This window comes from Nocardia sp. NPDC058499 (genome assembly GCF_042719915.1).
Classification (GTDB): Bacteria; Actinomycetota; Actinomycetes; order Mycobacteriales; family Mycobacteriaceae; genus Nocardia.
Genome location: NZ_JBHXMZ010000001.1, coordinates 503,291 through 525,566, shown reverse-complemented (window position 1 = coordinate 525,566; position 22,276 = coordinate 503,291). Strand labels below are relative to the sequence as shown.

Here is a 22,276-nt window from a genome sequence, read left to right as displayed (position 1 = left end):
CACGCCGCGCCCGGCGTCCGGGTCAGGGAAGTAGGACGATCGAACCCGTGGTCTTACGGCTCTCCAGGTCGCGGTGGGCCTGTGCGGCCTCGGCGAGCGGATAGGTCGCGCCGATGCGGACGGTGAGCGAACCGTCGGCAACGGCCTCGAAGATATCGCCCGCGCGCCAATCCAGTTCGGCGCGGTCGCGGGTGTAGTGGGCGATATTGGGCCGGGTCACGAAGACCGAACCCGCCGCGTTCAACCGCTGCAGGTCGACCGGCGGCACCGGACCGCTGGCAGCGCCGAACAGGGCAAGCATGCCGCGGACCCGCAACGAGGCGAGGCTGGCGTCGAACGTCGCCGCGCCCACCCCGTCGTAGACCGCGGCCACGCCGGTGCCGCCGGTCAGTTCGCGAACCCGGTCGGCGAGATCGTCGCCGTAGCGCAAGACCTCCGAGGCTCCGGCGCCGCGGGACAGGGACTCTTTCTCGTCCGAGGATACCGTGGTGATCACCCGGATATCGCGGGACGCCGCCAGCTGGGTGAGCAGCAGCCCGACCCCACCCGCACCCGCGTGAACCAGCACGGTCTCACCCGGTTCCGGCCGGTAGACCGATTCGATCAGATAGTGCGCGGTCATGCCCTGCAGCAGCGTCGAGGCGGCGACCGGCGGATCGACCCCTTCGGGGACCGCCACCGCGACCGCCTCGTCCACCACGGTGCGCGGTGCGTAACTGTTCGGTCCGGCGGCCCACGCCACCCGGTCGCCGACGGCGAATGCGGTGACCTGTGCGCCGATTTCGGTGACGACGCCGGTGCCCTCGGACCCCGGGATGTACGGCACCGGTCTCGGATAGGTGCCGGTCCGGAAATAGGTGTCGATGTAGTTCACACCGACGGCGTCGACCTCGACCAGTAGCTGATTCGGCCCGGGCGACGGGTCGGCAACTTCGGTGAGGGTCAGTACCTCCGGACCGCCGTGCCGGTCCACCTGGATGGCGCGCATGGTCCAGTTCTACACGTGTGCCCGGGCCGGCAATACGCGGGTCCGGTGGCGACGGCGGCAACGGCCGCGGGTGGGCGGTACTACCCGCCGGTAAACTCCGGGATATGAGTACAGATACCGCAACCGCCACCGTTCGCGCGCCGAAGGAGATCGTCGGCTCGGTGCGTAAGTTCGTCGCCGCGCACGGCGGTTCGGCCGAGGCCGTTCCGCAGCCGGTCGGGCGCCGGGGCGTCCGGATCACGCTGGTCGGCGCCGACGGTGTGCTGGGTGACCGGATGGTCGCCGATACGGCCACGGCGCAGGCCGTGATCGACGCCGTGGACGGCCTGACCGCTGCCGACGGCTGGGAGCGGGATCTGGTGGCCAAGACGACGCCGCGTACCGGGCACTGGGAGAAGATGGCGGGCTGGGTCGCGAAGCAGACACGGTTTCCCCGGGCGCGTAACGAGAACTGAGTTGTTGCGACGGCGGTTCTGTGTGTGCTCACAGGCCGCCGGTCCGGGCGGCAGGTAGCTCGGACAGTTTCCCGGCCAAAACCTACTGGCGAGTAACCGCTTCGCGCTACCGTTGAGGCTTCGAGCGTCAGCCCGGGGTAGAAGGAGCCGATATGACGGTCAGTAGTCCGACCCGTACCCGACTTACGGTGTCCGGCCGTCCGATTTCGAACCATCTACGTGATGTGTCGACCCTCTCGCGTCAGATGGTCGGGCATTTCGTCGAGAATGTGGCGCCCTGCGGCACCTTGCCCGGCGATGCGCTACAGGGCGATGTCACCGCGGTGACCCGGCTATGCCTCGAACTCACCCTCGGCCGCCTCGACGGCCGCGAACTCCCGCACGAGATCGAACAGGTGCGTGAGGCCGCCGCCGAATGGGCGCGCGAGGGTATTCCGGTCGACACCATCAACCACGCCATCCACGAGGGCTTCAAACTCGGTTTCGACCACATCATGTCCACCGCCGGCCCGGCGGATTCGGCAACGCTGGTCGCCACCGCCCGCCGGATGCTGGAGATCCTCGACACGATCACCTCGGAAGTCGCGCTGGCCTATGTGAGCGAATACCGCGGGGTGGTCGCCGAACATCACACCGCCGTACACACGCTGATCTCCGCGCTGCTCGGCGGGCACAGTACCGCGACCATGGCCCGGGAATGCGGGATCGAGATCGCGCCGTCGTATCAGGTACTGGCCCTGGGATTGCCGCCGCATCCGGACGAATCCGCGCCGCGGGTGGACGGCCGTATCGTCGCGCGCCGGAAATTGCGCCGGGTGCAGGCCGAACTCGCGCGCAGTTGCGGTGAGCGCGCCCTGTCGTTGCTCAGTATCGACGGCGGCACGGTACTGCTGCCCGCGCATATGTTTCCCGAGGACGCGCTCGACGAACTGATCGCCCGGCTGTCGCAGGCCGCTCAGGTACCGGTCACCGCCACCGTCGTCACCGCGGAGACCGCCGATATCCCCGGTGCGACCGATCGCGCCCACGAACTCCTCGATATCGTCTCGCGGATCACCACCGGCGGTGGGCTGCACCGGTTCTCGGATCTGGCGCTGGAATTCCAGATCACCCGGCCCGGCCCGGCCCGGGAACATCTCAGCGCCATCCTGGACCCGCTCGACGAGCATCCCGAACTACTGGAAACACTGCGCCAGCACATCGCCAACAATTTCAACCGGCAGCGCACCGCCCGGCTCATGCATATGCACACCAACACCCTCGACTACCGCCTCAAACGGGTCCGGCTGCTCACCGGTTACGACCCGGCCATACCCAACGGCCTGTGGTACCTGACCTCGGCCCTGGTCGCGCGCAGCTATCAGAAGCGCCCCAGCAGCGAATGACACAGAGGTAGCCCGCTTTCGGCGGGCGCCGGAGCGGTCATCCCGGCCCGGCGGTGCGGCGGCGTAGGTGTGCTCCTGGTTGCGGGACCGGTCGAGCGCTGCGAAACCACCGACCGAGCGCTACGCCGGTCCTCGGTTCACGCGGGTTGAGTGTGGGGTTCCGGTGCGCCGACGGGGAGGCGCTCACGTGTATGTAGCGATGCCCACAGGGCTGCGGTGGCGGCGGTGCACAGCGCCGCGCCACCCACGTGGATCGCCACGAGGGCCGCGGGGACGTCGGTGAAGTACTGCACGACCCCGACCAGCGATTGCGCCAGGACCAACCCGATCAGCACGAAGAAGCGATTGCGGACCGGTGCGGTGATACCGGTGGCGTACAGGCCGAAGCCGAGGCCGATCAGCAGGGCCAGGTAGCCGATCAGCAGTTGCGAGTGCAGATGTACCAGTGTGGTGATCTCGATTTCGAGCCGGGCCACCGGGCGTTCGATGCTCTTGTCGCCGGCATGTGGTCCGGCGGCGGTGACCAGGGTGCCCGCGACGAGCACACCGGCGAGGGCGATACCGCTGAGCACGGTGAGCCAGCGCAGCGGCGCGGGCGCGCGGACCGTATCGACTCCGTCGTCGGGGGCGGCGACCTTGGCGTACATCACCGCGGCCACCCACACCATGAGCATCGAGGCGAGTAGATGCAGGGCGACCGTCCACCACAGCAACCCGGACAGCACGGTGATACCGCCGATGATCGCCTGCAGCACCGTGCCGGCCGGCATCAGCCACGCATAGATCAGGACCTCCCGGCGCCGCCGGGCCCGGGTGACCGCGAGCACGATGAGCGCGGCGCACAGCGTGACGACGAAGGTGAGCAGCCGGTTGCCGAACTCCACGACCTGATGCAGCACCGCCACCTCGGAAACCCCGACCGGGGTGAAGCTGCCGGGGAAGCACTGGGGCCAGGCGGGGCAGCCGAGCCCGGAGGCGGTGACCCGCACGATCGCACCGGTCACCGCGATCCCGGCCTGGGTGCCGAGTACCGAGAGGGCGATCAGCAGCTGGACGCGCCGGGAGGGCAGTGGGAGCCGGTCCACGACTCGCAGGAATGCGCGATAGAGCACGTCACGATGGTAGCGGGCGGTACTGCGACGGCCGCAGCCGGACTACTACAAGTTGTCGTGGTCACTCATTCGAAGCGGAACCAGCGGGCGGCCAGGAGCCCGGCGACGGTTCCCCAGACGAGTAGCACCACCACGCCGAGCCAGTCGACACTACCGCTGAGCGCGTGTTCCAGGGCGACCGCCAGCGCCCCCGAGGGCACCAGCCGGACCAGCGTGTGCACGATCTCGGGCAGCTCTTCGGAGGCGAAGACCACGCTGGCGATACCCAGCATGACGAACCAGAGGATATTGGCCAGTGCGAGCACGATCTCGGCCTTGAGCGTGCCGCCGAGCAGCAGGCCCATGGCCGCGAAGGTCGCGGTCCCCAGGGTGATCAGCACCGCGCCGAGTGCCAGCCCGGCGAGGCCGGGCCGCCAGCCGAGGGCGACTCCGATCGACCCGAGCAGTACCGCCTGCAGGATCACCACCAGCAGGACCGCGCCGCTCTTACCGGCGACGATGCCCCATCGCGGCAGGGGAGTGGCACCCAGCCGTTTGAGCGCGCCATAGCGCCGGTCGAATCCGACGGCGATGGCCTGGCCGGTGAAGGCGGTCGACATCACGGCCACCATCATGACGGCGGGCACGATCTTGTCGATCTTGTCCGGGCCCATATCGCCGAACGGCAGTAGCGCCAGTCCTACCAGCAGCGTGATCGGGATGAACATGGTGAGCAGCAACTGCTCGCCATTGCGCAGCAGCAGTACGAGGTCGAGGCGGGTCTGCGCGAACAACATGGCCGCCCGCGGTGCCGGTTGGGGCGCGGGGGCGAAAATACCCGGTTCGAACCGGTTGGCCGAGAGATCCGGTTTGGTCACCAGGCCTCCTTCGACGGTGATACATGCGGTGCGCGGAGGCTGTAGCGGAGGTATCGCATCACCAGGCCTCCTTCGAAGCCGACAGATGCGGTCGGCGGAGGCGGAGATTCAACCGCATCATGCGCGCAGGTCCCGTCCGGTGAGTTCCAGGAAAACATCCTCCAGCCGGCGCTGGTCGATGCGGATATCGGTAGCGAGGACGTTCACCCGGGCACACCAGGCGGTCACCGTTGCCAGCACCTGTGGGTTGATCTCGCCCTCCACGAGATAGGAGCCGGGACTGGTTTCGGTGGGTGCGAAACCCTCCGGCAGCGCACGCTGCAGCAGCTCCAGGTCCAGCCGCGGCGGGGCGGCGAATCGCAACTGTCCGGCCGCGCCGTGCGCGGTGACCTCCGCGGGTGTGCCGGAGGCGACGATCCGCCCGTGGTCGATGATCACCAGATGGTCGGCCAGTTCTTCGGCCTCGTCCATCAGGTGGGTGGTGAGCAGCACGCTGACCCCGTCGCGGCGCAGCGCGTCGATCAGCTCCCACACCATGATCCGGGCCTGCGCGTCCATCCCCGCGGTCGGTTCGTCCAGGAAGACGATCTCGGGCCGCCCCACGAGCGCACAGGCCAGTGAGAGCCGCTGCTGCTGACCGCCGGACAGCCGCCGGTAAGGGGTACGCCGGCTGTCGGACAGTCCCAGCACACCCAGCAGCCAATCGGGGTCGAGCGGATTCGCCGAATACGAGGCGACCAGATCCAGCATCTCGCCGGCGCGGGCCCCGGGATACGCGCCGCCGCCCTGCAGCATCACCCCGATCCGCGGCCGCAGCCGTTCGGACTCGGTGTGCGGGTCGAGCCCCAGGACACGGACGGAGCCCGCGTCCGGGCGGACGAATCCCTCGCACATCTCCACCGTGGTGGTCTTGCCGGCCCCGTTCGGCCCGAGCAGGGCGAATACCTGCGCCGGTTCGACGGTGAAACCGATACCGTCCACCGCGACGGTTTCGCCGTAGTGTTTGGCGACGTGGTCCACCTGGACGGCGGGTACACGGGAAGCGGTCGTCACGAGGTCACACCGTATGCCCCGGCCGGCTGTGACGGGGCCGACACCCCCTGCTGAGTGCGCCACGGCAAGGCGTTGCGGGTGACCACGATGAACAGCACGGACACGATCACCGTCGCGACCGCGGACCCGACGATCTGGAAAACCTCGAGGTCGGCGCCGCGCGGCATGAGGATCACGCTGACCACCGCGGAGATACCGATGGCCGGAACCCGGAATACCGGTTTGGTGGCCCAGGCCGCCATGGGCACGATCGCCCACAGCAGGTACCACGGCTGGACCACCGGGAACAGCAGCACGATCGCGCCGAGCGATACGCCCAGCGCGCCCACGGGATGGATGCGGCCGGTCCAGGTCGCGACGAGCATACGTACGGTGATGTAGGCCGCGATCACCCCGGCGATCGGCCGGGTGATGCTCAGCAGCGCCGTGGTGTGGTCGCCCAATCCCAGCAGCACACCGCCGAAGCCGGTGATGATCCCCAGTGCCGTCGGCAGTGACATCCAGCTGCGTACCGCGTTGGCCACGCTGACCGTATCGAGCCAGCCGAATCCGAGACCGCTCGCCGTGCTGATCACCAGCGTTGTCAGCGCCGCGACGACTCCGAGTATCGCCGCGGCTTTGATGACCGGTCGGATCCCCGGACCCCAGCGCCGGGCCAGTGCCATACCCGCGAACCCGAGCACGATGATCGACGTGATCTTGACCGACGAGGAGAGGCTGACGGTGATCGCACCGCCGATCAGCAACGCCCAGCCGCGGACGTCCAGCGGCGGTGGCCCCCCGTCGCCCGGCACGCCGTGGATGGCGCGCAACATGAGTTCCAGCCCGGCCAGCATCAGCCCGAGCATCAGCGCGTCGTTGTGCACACCGCCGATGAGGTGGAAGAGCACCAGCGGATTGGCCACGCCCAGCCAGAGGGCGCTCACCGGCGCCACCCCGCAGCGCACCGACAGGCGCGGTAGCGCCCAGACGATCAGCGCGACCCCCGCCAGCGCCAGCAGCCGGTGTACCCAGACCCCGGCGAGGATGTTGTCGCCGGTGATCTCGGCGATACCGTGACCTATCCACAGGAACAGCGGGCCGTACGGTGCCGGGGTCTCGCGCCAGATGTTCGGGACATTGTTGGTGAGGACATTGTCGATGCCGAGGCCCGCGACCGGGCCTTCCACATAGGGATCGATCCCGCGTGCGGTGATCTCGCTCTGCGCGAGATACGAGTACACATCGTTGCTGAACATGGGTGGTGCGACGCAGAGCGGGATGATCCATACGAGCAGAGTGCGGTCGAGCTGACGGCGGGTGATCCGGCGCAGTGGTGAGCCGCCGAGGCCGCCGATGGCGAAACGGCCGAGAAGTAACCAGGCCAGGACGACCGTGACAGTACCGACCATGCACATCGCCAGCGATCCGGTGTGCGCCCGCGCGAAGATGCCCAGCACCCGCATGCCGGACGTGGGGTTCTGGTGCACGGGCTGTGCGCCGATACCGAGGGCGCTGATCGCCATCAGCACGGTGCCGGTGGTGCCCATCAACCGGATCCGGTCCAGTTGCCGCAGTTCCCGGCGATCGAGCCCCGGTGCCTCGGATGATTCGTCGCTGTGCAGGACGGCGATGGTGTGATCCGAGGCTTTGACATCCAGTCCGAGGGCGCGTCGCATCAGATGCAGCGCACGCTGCCGGAGCGATGCCGATGCGCCCGGGGCGCCTGCCTGTCCTGCCACGGCCACCGAGACTAGTTCGCCGGAGTCCGCGGTGGACCCCGGGCCGCGGCACACGGTGTGCCGAATCGCCGGGCTCGTGCCGAGGAGGCCGCCGCCGGCTTCGTTGATGCCGCGTCCGGAAACCGCTCAGTTATCGGACATGGTCTGCTCTGCTGTGGGTATTCTCCCGAATCGACACCGGGCAGGACGTGGAGTCGTACCGGTTCGCGGACGCGGGTCCCGTCTTGTTCGCGGTCGAGTGCCCGCCCTGTGCAGCCGGACAGCAACCGGGTGGGCCGCGATCCGGTTTCCGGTCGCCTCGGCGGCGGAGTGAAGCAGATCACTGTAGGTATTCGGTCCGGTCGAGGTGAACGGGACTTTCTAGGTGGAACAGGGGTTTCCGGTTTCCGGCCGGGACGGGTGGCCCTATGACGACCACCCTGCTCAGGGCACCCTTATTAGATTTCGGGAACGAATTCCGCCACACTGATGTTGTGAAAACTGTGGGTTTGCCGAATGTGGACGAAGGGGCTGGTCACCGGGCCGGTGCCGGGTCCGTCGGCGCGCCCGTGATCGGCGGTGAGGGACACACTCGGGCGGCGATCATCCAGCTGCTGCTCGAGGAGGGCCCGATCACCGCGACCGCGATCGGTGCCGCGCTGGGGCTGGCTCCGGCCGGCGTGCGGCGCCATCTGGACGCACTCATCGAATCCGGTCAGGCGCGGGCGGGCCGGTCCGCGCCGTGGCAGCAGAAGGGGCGTGGACGTCCGGCCAAGCAGTATCAGCTCACCGCCGCCGGACGCAGCATGCTCGGGCACGCGTACGACGATCTCGCCGGTGCGGCCATCCGGCAGCTGCGTGAGATCGGCGGCGAGGATGCCGTGACGGCCTTCGCCCGGAAACGGGCACGCACCCTGGTCGACGGCATCGATCCGCTGCCCGCCCAGCAGAAGGGGCAGTCGGTCGATCCCGGCGCGACCGGGGACGATACCGTTCGGTCCGAAACGGTGGCCAAGGCCGACGAGATCGCTACGGCGCTGTCGGATGCCGGGTTCGCCGCGAGTACCCGGCGAGTGGGCGCGGGTGTGCAGATCTGCCAGCACCACTGCCCGGTCTCGCATGTGGCCGAGGAATTCCCCGAGCTCTGCGAGGCCGAGCTCGAGGCCTTCCGGGAAGTGCTCGGCACGCATGTGCAGCGGCTGGCGACCATCGCCAACGGCGACTGCGCCTGCACCACGCATGTCCCGCTCACCGTCCTGCCGGACCGGGCGGGCGGCCCCCAACCGAACAACGCTTCACCATCAACCGTTGCACAGCCCGCAACGGACGTATCGAACGACTCCGGAAGGAGTGCCGAATGACGACCACCACCGACCAGGTGCCGCAGCTGACCCAGGAGGAGGCCATCGCCTCACTGGGTAACTACGGCTACGGCTGGGCCGACTCGGACGTGGCGGGCGCCAGTGCGCAGCGTGGTCTGTCCGAAGAGGTCGTACGCGATATCTCGGACAAGAAGAGCGAACCCTCCTGGATGCTGGAGAACCGGCTCAAGGCGCTGCGCATCTTCGATCGCAAGCCGATGCCGCACTGGGGATCCAACCTCGACGGTATCGACTTCGACAACATCAAATACTTCGTGCGCTCGACCGAGAAGCAGGCCGAGACCTGGGAAGACCTCCCCGAGGACATCAAGAACACCTACGACAAGCTGGGCATCCCGGAAGCGGAGAAGCAGCGGCTGGTCTCGGGCGTCGCCGCACAGTACGAGAGCGAAGTCGTCTACCACCAGATCCGCGAGGATCTGGAGGAACAGGGCGTCATCTTCCTCGACACCGATACGGCGTTGAAGGAGCACCCGGAGATCTTCCACGAGTACTTCGGCACCGTCATCCCGGCCGGTGACAACAAGTTCTCCGCGCTGAACACCGCGGTGTGGTCGGGCGGCTCGTTCATCTACGTTCCGCCGGGCGTGCACGTCGATATCCCGCTGCAGGCCTACTTCCGGATCAACACCGAGAACATGGGCCAGTTCGAGCGCACGCTGATCATCGTCGACGAGGACGCCTACGTGCACTATGTCGAGGGCTGCACCGCGCCGATCTACAAATCGGATTCGCTGCACTCGGCCGTGGTCGAGATCATCGTGAAGAAGGGCGGCCGCTGCCGCTACACCACCATCCAGAACTGGTCGAACAACGTCTACAACCTGGTCACCAAGCGGGCCAAGGCCGAGGCGGGCGCGACCATGGAGTGGATCGACGGCAATATCGGCTCCAAGGTCACCATGAAGTACCCGGCCGTGTGGATGACCGGTGAGCACGCCAAGGGCGAGGTGCTCTCGGTGGCGTTCGCCGGCGAGGGCCAGCATCAGGACACGGGCGCCAAGATGGTGCACCTGGCGCCGCACACCTCCTCGACCATCGTCTCCAAGTCGGTGGCGCGCGGCGGTGGCCGCGCCTCCTACCGCGGCCTGGTCCAGGTCAACAAGGGCGCGCACGGGTCGAAGTCGACGGTGAAATGCGATGCGCTGCTGGTCGATACCGTGAGCCGGTCCGATACCTACCCCTACGTCGATATCCGCGAGGACGACGTGACGATGGGGCATGAGGCGACCGTTTCGAAGGTGTCGGAGGACCAGCTGTTCTACCTGATGAGCCGCGGTCTCACCGAGGACGAGGCCATGGCGATGGTGGTGCGCGGGTTCGTCGAGCCCATCGCCAAGGAACTCCCGATGGAGTACGCGCTCGAGCTCAACCGCCTGATCGAACTGCAGATGGAAGGAGCCGTCGGCTAGTGAGCGAGCTTGCGAGCGAACCGAAAAGCACAGCCCGTCGTCCTTCGAATCTTTCGGAGGCCGCCGAGGCTCGCACACCGGCGATCAACAAGGGCGAGGTGTTCACGTCCTTCGAGGTGAACGCCTTCGAGATCCCCTCCGGGAAGGACGAGGCGTGGCGGTTCACCCCGCTGCGCCGGCTACGCGGGCTGCACAACGGCACCGCCACCGCGGACGGGCAGGCCCGTATCGAGGTGACCGACGCCCCCGGTGTGACCGTGGAGACCGTGGGTCGCGACGATACCCGGCTGGGTGCCGGCGGTACCCCAGCCGATCGGGTCGCGGCTCAGGCGTACTCCGGGTTCGAACAGGCCACGATCGTCTCGGTGGGCAAGGAGACCGAGGTCGCCGACCCTGTCGTCGTGCGGATCACCGGTCCCGGCGAGGGGAAGACGGCCTACGGGCATCTGCAGGTGCGGCTGGCCGAATTCGCCGTCGCGACGGTCGTCATCGACCAGCGCGGTAGCGGGACCTACGCCGAGAACGTCGAATTCGTCCTCGGCGACAGCGCCAAGCTCACTGTCGTCGCGGTGCAGGATTGGGCCGACGATGTCGTGCACGCCACTGCCCACCACGCGAACCTCGGTCGCGATGCCGTCCTGCGGCATACCGCGGTCACCCTCGGCGGCGATCTGGTCCGGCTCACCGGCACCGTCCGCTACGCCGGGCCGGGTGGCGACGCCGAACTGCTGGGCCTCTACTTCGCCGACGCCGGACAGCATTTCGAACAGCGCCTGCTGGTCGATCACGCGGAACCGCACTGCAAATCGAACGTGCTGTACAAGGGCGCATTGCAGGGCGACCCCGATTCGCGCAAGGGCGACGCCCGCACGGTGTGGGTCGGCGATGTGCTGATCCGCGCCGCCGCCGAGGGCACCGACACCTTCGAGATCAACCGCAATCTCGTGCTCACCGACGGGGCGCGCGCCGATTCGGTGCCGAACCTGGAGATCGAAACCGGTGAGATCGTCGGCGCCGGGCACGCATCGGCGACCGGTCGCTTCGACGACGAACAGCTGTTCTATCTACGGGCACGCGGTATTCCGGAGGACGCTGCGCGTCGTCTCGTGGTGCGCGGTTTCTTCCACGAGATCATCCAGAAGATCGGGGTGCCCGAAGTCGCCGAGCGGCTGGAGGCGGCCATCGAGGCCGAACTCGCCGCCATCGGCGCCTGACCGACCACCCAGCCACAGCCACCGAAGGAATTCAGAAACCGATGACCACCCTGGAAATCAAGGACCTGCACGCCGAGGTCGCCACCCCGGACGGCGATACCGTCAAGATCCTCAAGGGCGTGAACCTCACCGTGAAATCCGGTGAGACGCACGCCATCATGGGTCCGAACGGCTCGGGTAAGTCGACTCTGTCCTATGCGATCGCCGGACATCCCAAGTACACCGTCACCAGCGGCTCGATCACCCTCGACGGTGAGGACGTGCTGGAGATGTCGGTGGACGAGCGGGCGCGCGCCGGCCTGTTCCTGGCGATGCAGTACCCCGTCGAGGTTCCCGGGGTCTCCATGTCCAACTTCCTGCGGACCGCCGCCACCTCGGTGCGCGGCGAGGCGCCGAAGCTGCGGCACTGGGTGAAGGAGGTGAAGGAATCGATGAACGAACTCGATATCGACGCTGCCTTCGCCGACCGCAGTGTGAACGAGGGCTTCTCCGGCGGTGAGAAGAAGCGGCACGAGATCCTGCAGCTGGGCCTGCTCAAGCCGAAGATCGCCATCCTCGACGAAACCGATTCGGGCCTGGACGTGGACGCGTTGCGTATCGTGTCCGAGGGCGTCAACCGCTACAAGGAGCGGGACAACGGCGGCGTTCTGCTGATCACCCACTACACCCGCATCCTGCGCTATATCCAGCCGCAGTTCGTGCACGTCTTCGTGGGCGGCCGCATCGTCGCCGAGGGCGGCGCGGAACTGGCCGAGGAACTGGACGCCAACGGCTATGTGAAATTCACTCAGACTGCCACCGCCGGAGCGTGATATGACTGCGACCCTTCCCGCCTTCGATGTCGCCCGGATCCGGGCCGACTTCCCGATCCTGAACCGTACGGTCCGGGACGGGAAGCCGCTGGTGTACCTGGATTCCGGTGCCACCTCGCAGCGGCCGCTGGCGGTGCTGGACGCCGAACGCGATTTCCTGCTCGAAAGCAATTCGGCGGTGCACCGGGGCGCGCATCAGCTGTCCGAGGAGGCCACCGACGCCTACGAGGCGGCCCGCGCCGAGATCGCCGGATTCGTCGGCGCCGAGGCCGACGAGATCGTGTTCACCAAGAACGCCACCGAATCGCTGAATCTGGTGACGTACTCCTTCGCCGACGCGCGGTTCCCGTACCACGTGGGTCCCGGCGACGAGATCGTGATCACCGAACTCGAACACCATGCGAACCTGGTGCCGTGGCAGGAGCTGGCGCGGCGGACCGGCGCGACCCTGCGCTGGTACGGGGTGACCGAGGACGGCCGGATCGATCTGTCGTCGCTGGAACTCTCGCCGGCCACCAAGGTCGTGGCCTTCACCCACCAGTCCAATGTCACCGGAGCGGTGGCGCCGGTCGCCGAGCTCGTGCGCCGGGCCCACGCCGTCGGTGCGCTGGTGGTGCTGGACGCCTGCCAGTCGGTACCGCACGCGCCGGTCGACTTCCGTGCCCTGGACGTGGACTTCGCCGCGTTCTCCGGGCACAAGATGCTCGGCCCGTCGGGTGTGGGTGTGCTGTACGGCAAACGGGATCTGCTCACCGAGACCCCGCCGTTCATCACCGGCGGCTCGATGATCGAAACGGTCACCATGGAGGAGACCACCTACGCGCCGCCGCCGCAGCGGTTCGAGGCCGGGGTGCCGATGACCTCGCAGGTGGTCGGGCTCGGGGCCGCGGTGCGCTATCTGCGGGAAATCGGCATGGACGCGGTGGCCGCGCACGAGCACACCCTGGTCGAGGCGGCGCTGGAAGGCCTGGGCGCGGTGCCGGGTATCCGGATCGTCGGGCCGACCGACAACGTCGACCGCGGTGGTGCGGTGGCCTTCGTCGCCGACGGTATCCACGCGCACGACCTGGGCCAGATCCTGGACGACGAGGGTGTCGCCATCCGGGTCGGCCACCATTGCGCCTGGCCGCTGCACCGGCGCTTCGGTATCGCCGCGACCGCCCGTGCCTCGTTCGCGCTGTACAACACCGTGGACGAGGTGGAGAAACTGGTCGCCGCGGTGCGGAAGGCCCAGAGCTTCTTCGGGGTTGCCTAGAACATGCGTATGGAACAGATGTACCAGGAAGTGATCCTGGATCACTACAAGCACCCGCACAATCGCGGGTTGCGGGATCCGTACGGCGCCGAGGTGCACCATGTGAACCCGACCTGCGGCGACGAAGTGACCCTGCGGGTGCATCTCGGCGACGCCGGGGATGTCGCCGATGTGTCCTACGACGGGCAGGGCTGTTCGATCAGCCAGGCGTCGATCTCGGTGCTCACCGATCAGGTGATCGGCCTGCCGGTGGGTGAGGCGCTGGGCGTCGTCGACTCGTTCAACGAGATGATCGGCAGCCGGGGTACCGTCGAGGGCGACGAGGACGTCATCGGCGACGGGATCGCCTTCGCCGGTGTTGCCAAGTATCCGGCCCGCGTGAAATGTGCTCTTCTGGGCTGGATGGCGTTCAAGGATGCGGTGCTCCGGATCGACGGTGCCGCCGATGCCGTCGCCCCGGCCGCCGCGACGCCGGAGACCGACCGAGTACGGAACGGGGAAACATCATGACCGAAACATCCGCCACCGAATCCACCGCGGATCCCGCACCCGCCGAGGCCGAACTGTCGGCCGAGGATCTCGCGCAGCTCGCCGATCTCGAGGAGGCGATGCGCGATGTGGTCGATCCCGAGCTCGGTATCAATGTCGTGGATCTGGGCCTGGTGTACGGCATGCGGGTCGAGGAGAGCACCGCGGTACTCGATATGACCCTGACTTCTGCGGCCTGCCCGCTCACCGATGTCATCGAGGATCAGTCGCGGAATGCGCTGGTGCGCAGCGGACTGGTCGACGATCTGAAGATCAACTGGGTCTGGATGCCGCCGTGGGGTCCCGACAAGATCACCGAGGACGGCCGGGAACAGTTGCGGGCGCTGGGTTTCACCGTCTAGGCGGGACCTCGGCACAACTTCGGCGATGCCGAATTCGGGCGGCGACCTATCGGTCGCCGCCCGAAATTGGTCTATACCCGAATTGGTCCGGACTGGCAGCCGGAAGCCGTCCACTGGTATGGACCGCTACGGCCTCGATCGGAAACGGTCGCATTTCCTTGCGTTAATGCCGGTGTGGTATCGGATCCCGGACATATTCGCGCAGCCGAGTTCTGCGGCCGGGGCGGGGATTGTGTAGAGCGGCATTATTGTTTTCCGCGCGGCCGGCACCGGTATCGGCCGTATGGCCGGGAGATTCGGCCGAGCCTCCAATATCAATTTTCGGCGCGCGTTGCCAATCGCCGACCGGTCGGTCCGGTTTCGGTTCCGTCGCTGGTGATAGGGGACGGTCGCGCGATGTGGGCTGTGGCACGCGCGAGTCCGCGGGGTCGCCGTGAGGGGAATCGAGTTCGTGATCTTCACCAGCGCAATACCTTTCCGCATTCCGCGAGGTCCCGGCACTATCACGGATCGGTGACAATCGATTATCGACCGTTATTGAGAGAGTTCACGACAATGCTGCTACTGTGAGCGAGTCGTCGGGTTCCGGGCCATCGAGGATGTGCTCCGATGGTCAGCGAACGGCCGAATGACTTGTCCCTTAGTTACTTTCGAGTAGCCGAAAGTGCCTAAGGGATATGTCACCGACCGGACCGCTGGTGCCCGGCGCGGACCTCATCCGGCCAGGGGCGAACATGGTCGGCGTCGCGAGGAAGGCGAGACGAAGCGCCGTGGCCTGCCACGGCACCGCGTGGCGCACCTCGAGCCCCGTCAACGACGAGAAAGCTGATGAATCTGAATACCGCCGTGCTGCTTCCCTGGATCCTCGCCACCTTACTGGTGCTCGGCGTGGCGTGGTACGCCGTTCGGGCCGTGCGCGAACAACAGAAGCGCCTCTCCGTACTCGAGCGGGAGCTGGCCGTTCGCGAAGATGCCCTCGAACATCTCGCTGCCAGTACACTGCCCGCGCTCTCGGAATCCGTACGCCGGTTCGAACAGACCGCCGTCGGTCCCGAAGTGCCGCCGGGACTCGAGAACTCGCGTTTCGCGCAGTGCCTGCGCTGGATCCTCGATCGGGTGTCCGAGGATCTGCGCACCGTCCAGAGCGAAACCCGTGAAACCGTCACCCGCGAAACCGAGGAACAAACCCGCGCCGCCGTCGCCGCGGCCGAGCAGAGCGTGCGCACCGAGGCCGACAGCGGCCGCGAACGCGCCGAATCTCTTGCGCGCGAAGCGACCAGCGCCGCGGTGCGTTCCTTCGGTACCTCGGTGGTGAGCCTCGGCGCCGACGTCAGCCAGGTGGTGAGCGCCGCGCTGCGCGAACACCGCGACGACCGCGTATACGAGACCCTCATCCGTATCGACCACACCGTGCAGCAGATGATCCGCCAGGCGCAGTCCTATGTGATCGTCTGTGGTGGCCTGCCCGGCCGCCGTTGGCCCGCCCAGTCGCTCACCGATGTGGTGGGCGGCGCGACCGGCCGTGTGCGCGACTATCTGCGCGTACGGCCCGCCCAGCTCGACCGCGTCGTCATCAGCCGCGCGGTGGAACCGCTGGTACACACCCTGGCCTCGCTCATCGACAACGCCCTGCGCTATTCGCCGCCCACCTCGTTCGTCGACGTCACCTTCCAGGAAGGCCATCACGGCGTGACCGTGATCGTCGACGACGCCGGCGTGCGGATGAACGCCGAGCAGATGGAGGAGTCGCGCCAGGTTCTGGCCAACGAACGCACGGTCGATATCCATCAGCTGGGCCCGGCCCCCAAGGTCGGTTTCCCCGGCATCGCCGCCCTCGCTCGCCGCTACGGGTTCACCGTCTACATCGACGGCCCGAACGCCTACGGCGGTATGCGCGCCATGGTCTACATTCCGGAGGCACTGCTGGTCGCTCCAAAGGCCGATAACGACAACGACGCTCTCTCCAACGGCGGTCCGGCCCCCCGGGAACTCGCCGCGGTACCCGGCGGCCAGGCCTCCTCGGTATCGAGTGGTAACGGCAATGCCCTGACCGGCGGCACGATGCCGGCCCGGGGCGGTGCGCATGCCGCCACCGAGACCGGCGCCCACGCCGCGGTACCCGCCGCCGAGGCACCGGCGCCCGGCGAATGGGCCTCGGCGGGCGAATCCGCCGAGGACAGCGGCACCGAACAGCGGACAACCGTGCACGACATCACCAGCGGTGGTCTGCCCAGGCGGCGACGCCGTGCCGCGGCCGTACCCGCGGATATCAACGATCGTCTGTCCGGGCAACCCAGGACCGAACCGGGGCAGGCTCGCCCCGATATCGCCGCCGCCTGGCAGAGCGGCTCCAAGAGCGGCCGAGCCGCCGCAACCGAAAACACCGAAGGGATGACATCCTGATGGGTTCACCGAGGACAGTGGTATCAGACAGCACCAATAAACTGGGCTGGTTACTGGACGATCTCGAGGTTCCCGGCGTCCGATTTGCCGTTCTGCTCTCCGAGGACGGACTGCGTATCGCGCATTCTGCCGGTATCGCCAAAGACGATGCCGAACGGTTCGCGGCCGCGGCCTCGGGGCTGCGCTCGCTGGGCAAGGCGCTCGGGGAGTTCTGCGGCAGCACCGGAAACGATGTGCGGCAGAACATGACCGAATACGACCAGGGCATGATCATGATCACCGCCGCCGGCGAGGGTGCGCTGCTCGGCGTGGCGACCATGACCGATATCGATGTGGGTCTCATCGCGCATCGCATGAACGAGCTGGCCGGCCGGGTGGGCCACGAGCTCGGTAGTGAGCCCCGCAGAGGCGCACACGGCGGCGATCTGCAATGAGCCGGTCGCGGCGTGACCCAGACCTGGTCCGTGCCTACGTGCGGACCGGCGGGCGCTCGCGTCCGACCCGCGAGCTGGGCCTGGTGACGCTTGTCGTCGCCGTATCGGACCCGGCGCCGGGCGCCACCCCGGACGCGCGCCGAGTGGTCGATGTATGCGCTCGTGGTGCCCTGTCGATCGCGGAGGTCGCCGCGTATCTCGACCTGCCGCCGTCGGTGGTGACGATCGTCGTCTCCGATCTGCTGGACAGCGGACACCTGAATATCCCGACCCCGGCGGAGATCATGCCGGAGATCGCCCTGCTCGAGGAGGTACTCAATGGGCTCCGTGCTCTCCCGGCCTGATCGGTCCGCGGATTACGGCCGCGCGGTCGACTATGTTGCGGAGACGGTGACCCGGTCGGTGAAATTGCTGGTCGCCGGTAATTTCGGCGTCGGCAAAACCACCTTCGTGAGCAGTGTTTCGGAGATCAAACCGCTGCGTACCGAGGAGACCATCACCGAGGCCAGCGTCGGGATCGATGATCTGGGCGGGCTGGGGTCGAAAACAACGACCACGGTCGCGATGGATTTCGGCCGCATCACACTCAATCCCGAGTTGGCGCTGTACCTTTTCGGCACGCCGGGGCAGCAGCGGTTCATCCCGCTGTGGGAAGAACTGGCCAAGGGCGCCCTGGGCGCCCTGGTGCTGGTCGACACCCGCCGGATCGAAAAGGCCGACGAGGTGCTCGCTACGCTGGAAGAGCGTGGTGTGCCCTATGCGGTCGGGGTGAACGAGTTCGAGGGATCGAATCGCTATCCGTTGTCGGAGATTCGTGAAGCGCTCGACCTGACCGAAGACACTCCACTCGTCGCACTCGACGCCCGGGATCGGCGCACCTGCCTGCAGGGGCTGATCACGCTCGTCGAATATCTGTTCCATCGATTGGAGTCTCGTCTTTGACCACGCAGCACTCTCCGGTTCCGCAGCAACAACCTCCGTTCACCGGCAGCCCGGTGGTCCACGGAGAGCCCACCGGAGGCGTTGGCCCACGATTCAGTCTCTACACCGAGGAATTCGCCGGCGATCCGCATCGCGCCTATGCCGCGATGCGCAGCCGGTACGGTTCCCTGGTTCCCATCGACCTGGCGCCGGACGTTCCGGCCACCCTGGTGATCGGGTACGAGGCGGCGGTCCGGATTCTCAACGATCCCGATCGTTTTCCCGCCGATCCGCGGACCTGGCAGGCCAGTATCCCACCCGATTCGCCGATCCGGCCGATGATGGAGTGGTATCCGAATGCGCTGCGTAACAGCGGTGATCTGCATCTGCGCTATCGCCAGGCGTATGTGCACGCGATCGACGGGATCGACCTGCACGAGTTGAACCAGACGGTGGAGCGGATCGCCGTTCCGCTGATCAACTCGTTCTGCGGGACCGGTAAAGCCGATCTCGTCATGCAATACGCCTTCCCCCTGGTTTTCGAGGTGCTCAACCGGATGGTCGGCTGCACACCGGAACTGGGGGAGCGGGTGGCCAACGGGATGGCCGCGCTGTTCGATACGGTCAACGCCGAGTGGGGGATGAACCATCTGAGCGAAGCGTTGATGGAGCTGATCTTCCAGAAGCGGTCCGATCCCGGTAACGATGTCACCTCACGGCTGGTCCACCATCCGGCGAAACTGGACGACGAAGAGCTGCTGTCGAATCTGATCAGCTTCTACGGCGCCGGTGTGGAACCGCAGCAGAACCTGATCAACAACACCCTGCTGCTGATGATGACCGATGAGCGGTTCGGCGGAAGTATGCTCGGCGGCAGTCTGTCCACCCGGGACGCGCTCGACGAGGTGTTGTTCAACGACCCTCCGATGGCGAATTTCTGCACCACCTACCCGCGTCAGCCGATTCTCGTGGAGAACACGTGGCTACCGGCCCACCAGCCGGTGCTGATCAGCCTGGCCGCGTGTAACAACGATCCGGCCATCCGGGGTGGCGACCATATCGGTAACCGGTCCCATCTGGCCTGGAGTATCGGACCGCATACCTGTCCGGCGCAGTCTCCGGCGCTCGTCGTGGTCCAGGGAGCGATCGACCTGCTGCTCGACGCGCTCCCGGAGTTGGAACTTGCGGTGCCGTCCGAGGAACTCGGCTGGCGCCCGGGGCCTTTCCACCGGGCCCTGGCGGCGTTGCCGGTCGTCTTCCCGCCCTCGCCGCCCCTGAATACCGTTTAAGGAGAACGTTCGTTGGAACGCGAAACCATCGTCCTGGATATGGCCGGTGCCGATGTCGTCGGTGAGTCCGCCCGGTTGCGTGCCCAGGGACCGGCGGCGCTGGTGGAGTTGCCCGGCGAGGTGCCGGCCTGGGCGGTCACCGATGCGGCGGTTCTGAAGAGCCTGCTGGCGGATCCCCGGGTGTCGAAGGATCCGCGGCAGCACTGGACGGCGTTCGCCAACGGCGAGATCACCGAGGACTGGCCGTTGCTGCCGTGGATCGCGGTGGAGAATATGTTCACCGCCTACGGTGCCGACCATCGGCGGCTGCGCAAACTGGTATCGCCGGCGTTCACTCATCGCCGCACCGTGGGCCTGCGGCCCCGGGTCGAGGCATTGGTCGCCGAACTCCTCGATGAACTGGCCGCCGTCCCGGCCGGTGAGGTCGTCGATCTACGCGAACACTACGCCTACCCGGTGCCGATCCAGGTGATCACCGAACTGCTCGGGGTCCCGGATACGCTGGGCCCGGGCCTGCGGGTCTGTGTCGACCGGTATTTCGACACCACCATCGGGCAGGAAGAAGCCCAGGCGAACTATGTCGAGATGTACGGGCTGGTCACCGAACTCGTGGCCTACCGGCGCGCGAATCCCGGTGACGACATCACCAGCGTGATGATCACGAACCGGGACGAGGACGGTGCGCAGCTCGCCGAGAATCAGATCATCGATACGCTGATGCTGGTTATCAACGCGGGGCATGAGACGACGGTCAACCTGCTGGATCAGGCCATCGTCGCGCTGCTCACGCATCCGCAGCAGCGTGCCGCCGCGCTGGCCGGCGACATCGGCTGGGTGGATGTGGTGGAGGAGACGCTGCGCTACCAGGCCCCCGTGGCGCATCTGCCGCTGCGTTTCGCGGTGGAGGATATCGAGATCGAGGGCCTGCGGATCGGTAAGGGCGAAGCCATCCTCGCGTCGTACGCGGCCGCCAGCCGTGATCCGAAGGTGCACGGCGCCACCACCGATACCTTCGATGCGGCGCGTGCGGTCAAAGACCATATTGCCTTCGGGCACGGCGCCCACCATTGCATCGGCGCGCCGCTGGCCCGGATGGAAGGCGAACTGGCGCTGCCCGCGCTGTTCCGGCGCTTCCCGAACATGCGGTTGGCGGTGGAGCCGGACGAGCTGAAACCGGTGGTGAGTTTCGTTTCCAACGGTCATCAGAAATTGCCTGTGTACCTGTCCTGATACCGGTACCGTGCTCAGGACGGATACCTACAACTTCATGCTGATGGCTCGTCGCGGACGTCGCTGAACGGGAGGTATGAGTCGGCGGATAGGTCTGCGAACCCGCACTATTCGCTGATTCGTACGAACCTCGGAGTGTGATGTCTTGACCACAGCGAAAACTGATCGGTACGACACGGTCGACAGCGTCCCGTTGACCCACGGATCTCCCGTGGACACCGCTGGCCCGCGAATTCCCCTGTATACCGAGGAATTCGCGGCCGACCCGCACCAGGCCTATCGTGCGATGCGCCAACGCTTCGGCTCGCTGGCCCCGGTGGAACTGGCCCCGGGCGTTCCGGCGACCCTGGTGATCGGCTACCACACCGCGGTGCGGATCATGCACGATCCCGAGCATTTCCCCGCCGACCCGCGCGTCTGGCAGCAGGGTGTCCGCGCGGACTGCCCGGTGCTGCCGATGATGGAATACCGCCCGAACCCGCTGCGCACCGTGGGACACGACCGGGCGCGCTATCGGTCGGCCGCGGTCGCGGCGATCGACGGTGTCGATATGCACGAACTGCACGCGATCATCGAGGAGATCTCGATCTCGCTGATCAACTCGTTCTGCGCGGACGGCTATTGCGATGTGGTCGGCCAGTACGCAACCCCGCTCATCTTCGCCACCCTCAACGCGTTACTCGGCTGCCCACCCGAACTCGGGCATCGGGCGGCACAGGGACTGGCGGCCATGTTCGACACGGTGGATGCGGAAGCGGGTAATGCGACGCAGGCCGACGCTCTGCTCGAGCTGGCCCGGCTCAAACGCCTGCGGCCGGGCGACGATATCACCAGCCGTCTGGTGCAGCATCCGGTTCACCTCAGCGACGAGGAGATCCGTCAGCAGCTGGCGCTGATGTACGGCGCCGGTACCGAACCGCCGCAGAGCCTCATCTCGAATACCTTGCTGCTGATGCTCACCGATGAGCGTTTCGCCGCCACGGTCCTCGACGGCAGTCTGTCCACCCGCGATGCCCTCGACGAGGTGCTGTTCAACGATCCACCGCTGGCGAACTACTGCATCAGTTATCCGCGCCAGCCCATCCTGATCGACGGTATCTGGCTGCCGGCGCATCAACCGGTGCTGATCAGTATGAGCGCCTGTAACAACGACCCGTCGATCAATACCGGCGGCCTCGCCCACAACCGGTCGCATCTGGCGTTCAGTATCGGCCCGCACAGCTGCCCGGCCCAATCGGTCGCGCTGCTGATCGTGCGCGATGCCATCGACCAGCTCCTGGACGCGATCCCGGAAATGCAGCTCGCCGTACCGCGTGCGGAACTGCGCTGGCGACCGGGCCCGTTCCATCGAGCCCTGGTCTCGCTGCCGGTCACTTTCCCCGCGAGTCCGCCGATACTCACCGGCGGTCACTGAAACCGTCGGCCGGGCCGGAATGACGGTAGCCCGCCGACCGGGGACCACTGCCTTGCGGTGAACCCGGGCG

Annotated in this window: 21 protein-coding genes; 16 read left to right on the top strand and 5 right to left on the bottom strand. The window is 67.0% G+C overall.

What is annotated here, in order from left to right; all coding sequences use genetic code 11:
- Positions 1 to 22 precede the first annotated feature (22 nt).
- Entirely contained in the window at positions 23 to 988 is a 966-nt protein-coding gene (locus ACFWPH_RS02415; RefSeq protein ID WP_378747663.1) for a quinone oxidoreductase family protein, read from the bottom strand.
- Between the two features lie 104 nt (positions 989 to 1,092).
- On the opposite strand from ACFWPH_RS02415, the gene ACFWPH_RS02410 reads away from it, so the two are divergent.
- Positions 1,093 to 1,443: a hypothetical protein gene (locus tag ACFWPH_RS02410; protein ID WP_378747662.1), complete on the top strand. Its 351-nt coding sequence runs from the start codon at positions 1,093 to 1,095 to the stop codon at positions 1,441 to 1,443.
- Positions 1,444 to 1,595: 152 nt separating this feature from the next.
- Positions 1,596 to 2,828, top strand: coding sequence for a PucR family transcriptional regulator (locus ACFWPH_RS02405; protein ID WP_378747660.1), 1,233 nt, complete (start codon positions 1,596 to 1,598; stop codon positions 2,826 to 2,828).
- 137 nt (positions 2,829 to 2,965) lie between these two features.
- On the opposite strand, the gene ACFWPH_RS02400 is transcribed toward ACFWPH_RS02405, so the two are convergent.
- The 4 genes from ACFWPH_RS02400 to mptB form a co-directional block, all read right to left on the bottom strand.
- Positions 2,966 to 3,940 carry a heme A synthase gene (locus ACFWPH_RS02400; RefSeq protein ID WP_378747659.1) on the bottom strand — a complete coding sequence of 325 codons (975 nt, stop codon included), beginning with the start codon at positions 3,938 to 3,940 and terminating at the stop codon, positions 2,966 to 2,968.
- Positions 3,941 to 4,005: 65 nt separating this feature from the next.
- Positions 4,006 to 4,797, bottom strand: coding sequence for an ABC transporter permease (locus ACFWPH_RS02395; RefSeq protein WP_378747658.1), 792 nt, complete (start codon positions 4,795 to 4,797; stop codon positions 4,006 to 4,008).
- Positions 4,798 to 4,914: 117 nt separating this feature from the next.
- On the bottom strand, positions 4,915 to 5,850 hold the full coding sequence (locus ACFWPH_RS02390) for an ABC transporter ATP-binding protein (protein WP_280417508.1): 936 nt from the start codon (positions 5,848 to 5,850) through the stop codon (positions 4,915 to 4,917).
- Positions 5,847 to 7,508: a polyprenol phosphomannose-dependent alpha 1,6 mannosyltransferase MptB gene (gene mptB / locus ACFWPH_RS02385; protein ID WP_378748215.1), complete on the bottom strand. Its 1,662-nt coding sequence runs from the start codon at positions 7,506 to 7,508 to the stop codon at positions 5,847 to 5,849. Before mptB ends, ACFWPH_RS02390 begins: the two co-directional genes overlap by 4 nt.
- A gap of 470 nt (positions 7,509 to 7,978) precedes the next feature.
- Here mptB and ACFWPH_RS02380 point away from each other — a divergent pair, with 470 nt between their 5' ends.
- From ACFWPH_RS02380 to ACFWPH_RS02315, 14 genes are all read left to right on the top strand, one after another.
- Entirely contained in the window at positions 7,979 to 8,911 is a 933-nt protein-coding gene (locus ACFWPH_RS02380; RefSeq protein WP_378747656.1) for a helix-turn-helix transcriptional regulator, read from the top strand.
- A complete protein-coding gene (gene sufB / locus ACFWPH_RS02375; RefSeq protein ID WP_378747655.1) occupies positions 8,908 to 10,344 on the top strand; it encodes a Fe-S cluster assembly protein SufB in 1,437 nt (478 codons plus the stop codon). The genes ACFWPH_RS02380 and sufB overlap by 4 nt, the downstream gene beginning before the upstream one ends.
- A gap of 83 nt (positions 10,345 to 10,427) precedes the next feature.
- Complete coding sequence (sufD, locus tag ACFWPH_RS02370; protein WP_378748214.1) at positions 10,428 to 11,558, top strand: Fe-S cluster assembly protein SufD; 1,131 nt, start codon at positions 10,428 to 10,430, stop codon at positions 11,556 to 11,558.
- Positions 11,559 to 11,599: 41 nt separating this feature from the next.
- A complete protein-coding gene (gene sufC / locus ACFWPH_RS02365; protein WP_378747654.1) occupies positions 11,600 to 12,370 on the top strand; it encodes a Fe-S cluster assembly ATPase SufC in 771 nt (256 codons plus the stop codon).
- Between the two features lies 1 nt (position 12,371).
- Positions 12,372 to 13,625, top strand: coding sequence for a cysteine desulfurase (locus ACFWPH_RS02360; RefSeq protein WP_378747652.1), 1,254 nt, complete (start codon positions 12,372 to 12,374; stop codon positions 13,623 to 13,625).
- 3 nt (positions 13,626 to 13,628) lie between these two features.
- Entirely contained in the window at positions 13,629 to 14,135 is a 507-nt protein-coding gene (sufU, locus tag ACFWPH_RS02355; RefSeq protein WP_378747651.1) for a Fe-S cluster assembly sulfur transfer protein SufU, read from the top strand.
- On the top strand, positions 14,132 to 14,515 hold the full coding sequence (locus ACFWPH_RS02350) for a metal-sulfur cluster assembly factor (protein ID WP_280460499.1): 384 nt from the start codon (positions 14,132 to 14,134) through the stop codon (positions 14,513 to 14,515). The genes sufU and ACFWPH_RS02350 overlap by 4 nt, the downstream gene beginning before the upstream one ends.
- Before the next feature lie 828 nt (positions 14,516 to 15,343).
- The gene (locus ACFWPH_RS02345) at positions 15,344 to 16,918 is read left to right on the top strand and encodes an ATP-binding protein (protein WP_378747649.1); all 1,575 of its coding nucleotides are present in this window, start codon (positions 15,344 to 15,346) and stop codon (positions 16,916 to 16,918) included.
- Positions 16,918 to 17,352 (top strand): roadblock/LC7 domain-containing protein, encoded by a 435-nt coding sequence (locus ACFWPH_RS02340; protein ID WP_051157625.1) that lies wholly within the window; start codon positions 16,918 to 16,920, stop codon positions 17,350 to 17,352. Before ACFWPH_RS02345 ends, ACFWPH_RS02340 begins: the two co-directional genes overlap by 1 nt.
- Entirely contained in the window at positions 17,349 to 17,696 is a 348-nt protein-coding gene (locus ACFWPH_RS02335) for a DUF742 domain-containing protein (RefSeq protein WP_033241677.1), read from the top strand. Before ACFWPH_RS02340 ends, ACFWPH_RS02335 begins: the two co-directional genes overlap by 4 nt.
- Positions 17,671 to 18,294 (top strand): ATP/GTP-binding protein, encoded by a 624-nt coding sequence (locus ACFWPH_RS02330; protein ID WP_051157624.1) that lies wholly within the window; start codon positions 17,671 to 17,673, stop codon positions 18,292 to 18,294. The genes ACFWPH_RS02335 and ACFWPH_RS02330 overlap by 26 nt, the downstream gene beginning before the upstream one ends.
- On the top strand, positions 18,291 to 19,562 hold the full coding sequence (locus tag ACFWPH_RS02325; protein ID WP_378747647.1) for a cytochrome P450: 1,272 nt from the start codon (positions 18,291 to 18,293) through the stop codon (positions 19,560 to 19,562). Before ACFWPH_RS02330 ends, ACFWPH_RS02325 begins: the two co-directional genes overlap by 4 nt.
- Positions 19,563 to 19,574: 12 nt before the next feature.
- Positions 19,575 to 20,792: a cytochrome P450 gene (locus ACFWPH_RS02320; RefSeq protein ID WP_378747646.1), complete on the top strand. Its 1,218-nt coding sequence runs from the start codon at positions 19,575 to 19,577 to the stop codon at positions 20,790 to 20,792.
- Positions 20,793 to 21,003: 211 nt separating this feature from the next.
- Entirely contained in the window at positions 21,004 to 22,206 is a 1,203-nt protein-coding gene (locus tag ACFWPH_RS02315) for a cytochrome P450 (RefSeq protein ID WP_378747644.1), read from the top strand.
- The last annotated feature ends 70 nt before the right edge of the window (positions 22,207 to 22,276 follow it).